The 2,624-nt window shown below is 52.6% G+C and carries 2 tRNA genes and 2 rRNA genes; all 4 read right to left on the minus strand.

Going from position 1 to position 2,624, the window contains the following annotated elements:
* Positions 1–1,648, minus strand: a 23S ribosomal RNA gene (locus FE839_RS24410); the annotation flags it as partial.
* Between the two features lie 306 nt (positions 1,649–1,954).
* Positions 1,955–2,030: transfer RNA gene (locus FE839_RS24415), tRNA-Ala, on the minus strand.
* Positions 2,031–2,143: 113 nt separating this feature from the next.
* Positions 2,144–2,220, minus strand: a tRNA-Ile gene (locus tag FE839_RS24420).
* A gap of 70 nt (positions 2,221–2,290) precedes the next feature.
* A 16S ribosomal RNA gene (locus FE839_RS24425) occupies positions 2,291–2,624 on the minus strand; the annotation flags it as partial.

Consider the following 2,624-nt stretch of genomic DNA (forward strand, 5'->3'; position numbering starts at 1 on the left):
CAGCACCGTAGTGCCTCGTCATCACGCCTCAGTGTTAAAGTGCACCGGATTTGCCTGGAGCACACACCTGCAYGCTTAAACCGGGACAACCGTCGCCCGGCCGACATAGCCTTCTCCGTCCCCCCTTCGCAGTAACACCAAGTACAGGAATATTAACCTGTTTCCCATCGACTACGCCTTTCGGCCTCGCCTTAGGGGTCGACTCACCCTGCCCCGATTAACGTTGGACAGGAACCCTTGGTCTTCCGGCGAGCGGGCTTTTCACCCGCTTTATCGTTACTTATGTCAGCATTCGCACTTCTGATACCTCCAGCADSCCTCACAGSMCACCTTCWACGGCTTACAGAACGCTCCCCTACCCAACGAASDBATMCGTGTCGCTGCCGCAGCTTCGGTGCATGGTTTAGCCCCGTTACATCTTCCGCGCAGGCCGACTCGACCAGTGAGCTATTACGCTTTCTTTAAATGATGGCTGCTTCTAAGCCAACATCCTGGCTGTCTGGGCCTTCCCACATCGTTTCCCACTTAACCATGACTTTGGGACCTTAGCTGGCGGTCTGGGTTGTTTCCCTCTTCACGACGGACGTTAGCACCCGCCGTGTGTCTCCCGTGATAACATTCTCCGGTATTCGCAGTTTGCATCGGGTTGGTAAGCCGGGATGGCCCCCTRGCCGAAACAGTGCTCTACCCCCGGAGATGAATTCACGAGGCGCTACCTAAATAGCTTTCGGGGAGAACCAGCTATCTCCCGGTTTGATTGGCCTTTCACCCCCAGCCACAGGTCATCCGCTAATTTTTCAACATTAGTCGGTTCGGTCCTCCAGTTAGTGTTACCCAACCTTCAACCTGCCCATGGCTAGATCACCGGGTTTCGGGTCTATACCCTGCAACTTAACGCCCGGTTAAGACTCGGTTTCCCTTCGGCTCCCCTATACGGTTAACCTTGCTACAGAATATAAGTCGCTGACCCATTATACAAAAGGTACGCAGTCACCCCACCCCAAAGCATTCACCGCTTGTTTTGTGTGTTGGGCGTCGCATACGACGCTCCGCCACCGCGATGCTGCTCTGCAGGGCCTTCAACACCAGAGAATGCTTTGGTGGTGGGGCTCCCACTGCTTGTACGTACACGGTTTCAGGTTCTTTTTCACTCCCCTCGCCGGGGTTCTTTTCGCCTTTCCCTCACGGTACTGGTTCACTATCGGTCAGTCAGGAGTATTTAGCCTTGGAGGATGGTCCCCCCATATTCAGACAGGATAACACGTGTCCCGCCCTACTCTTCGAGTTCACAGCACCTGCATTTTTGTGTACGGGACTTTCACCCTGTACCGTGCGCCTTTCCAGACGCTTCCACTAACACACATGCTGATTCAGACTCCGGGCTCCTCCCCGTTCGCTCGCCGCTACTGGGGGAATCTCGGTTGATTTCTTTTCCTCGGGGTACTGAGATGTTTCAGTTCCCCCGGTTCGCCTCGTTAGCCTATGTATTCAGCTAACGATAGTGTGACGAATYRCACTGGGTTTCCCCATTCGGACATCGCCGGTTATAACGGTTCATATCACCTTACCGRCGCTTTTCGCAGATTAGCACGTCCTTCATCGCCTCTGACTGCCAGGGCATCCACCGTGTACGCTTAGTCGCTTAACCTCACAACCCGAAGATGTTTTATTCTGTCCGGCTTGTTGCGCGACGTGAATACTGCGTTGTTCCGTACTCGCGATGCTCATGGACATTCAGTCCACTGCGCTCGCTGCGTGCGGTACGCCTTGTCTTCACATCGCTCACATCACCTTTTACAGTGTCATCTTCTGATTGCGATAATTTGAGAGACCCGAACACACTTATTCAGTGTGTCGTTTCAATTTTCAGCTTGATCCAGATTTTTAAAGAGCAAAACTTCGCAGCATACCTTTTCAGGTACACTCTGAAGTTTTCTTGATACCGTCTACAGTATGGTGGAGCTATGCGGGATCGAACCGCAGACCTCCTGCGTGCAAAGCAGGCGCTCTCCCAGCTGAGCTATAGCCCCATACAGTACAGTCAGAACCTCTTACCGATGATTTTTCCTGAGACAAGGCGTGGAATGACGAAGCATACTTAAAGTATGTGAGTCATTTCACAACGCAGTATTCAGGGAAAATCTGGTAGGCCTGAGTGGACTTGAACCACCGACCTCACCCTTATCAGGGGTGCGCTCTAACCACCTGAGCTACAAGCCTGTAGAGGTTTTTACTGCTCGTTTTTCATCAGACAATCTGTGTGAGCACTGCAAAGGCAGGTTCTTTAAGGTAAGGAGGTGATCCAACCGCAGGTTCCCCTACGGTTACCTTGTTACGACTTCACCCCAGTCATGAATCACAAAGTGGTAAGCGCCCTCCCGAAGGTTAAGCTACCTACTTCTTTTGCAACCCACTCCCATGGTGTGACGGGCGGTGTGTACAAGGCCCGGGAACGTATTCACCGTGGCATTCTGATCCACGATTACTAGCGATTCCGACTTCGTGGAGTCGAGTTGCAGACTCCAGTCCGGACTACGACATACTTTATGAGGTCCGCTTGCTCTCGCGAGGTCGCTTCTCTTTGTATATGCCATTGTAGCACGTGTGTAGCCCTGGTCGTAAGG

Source organism: Klebsiella indica, assembly GCF_005860775.1.
GTDB classification, from domain to species: Bacteria; Pseudomonadota; Gammaproteobacteria; order Enterobacterales; family Enterobacteriaceae; genus Klebsiella; species Klebsiella indica.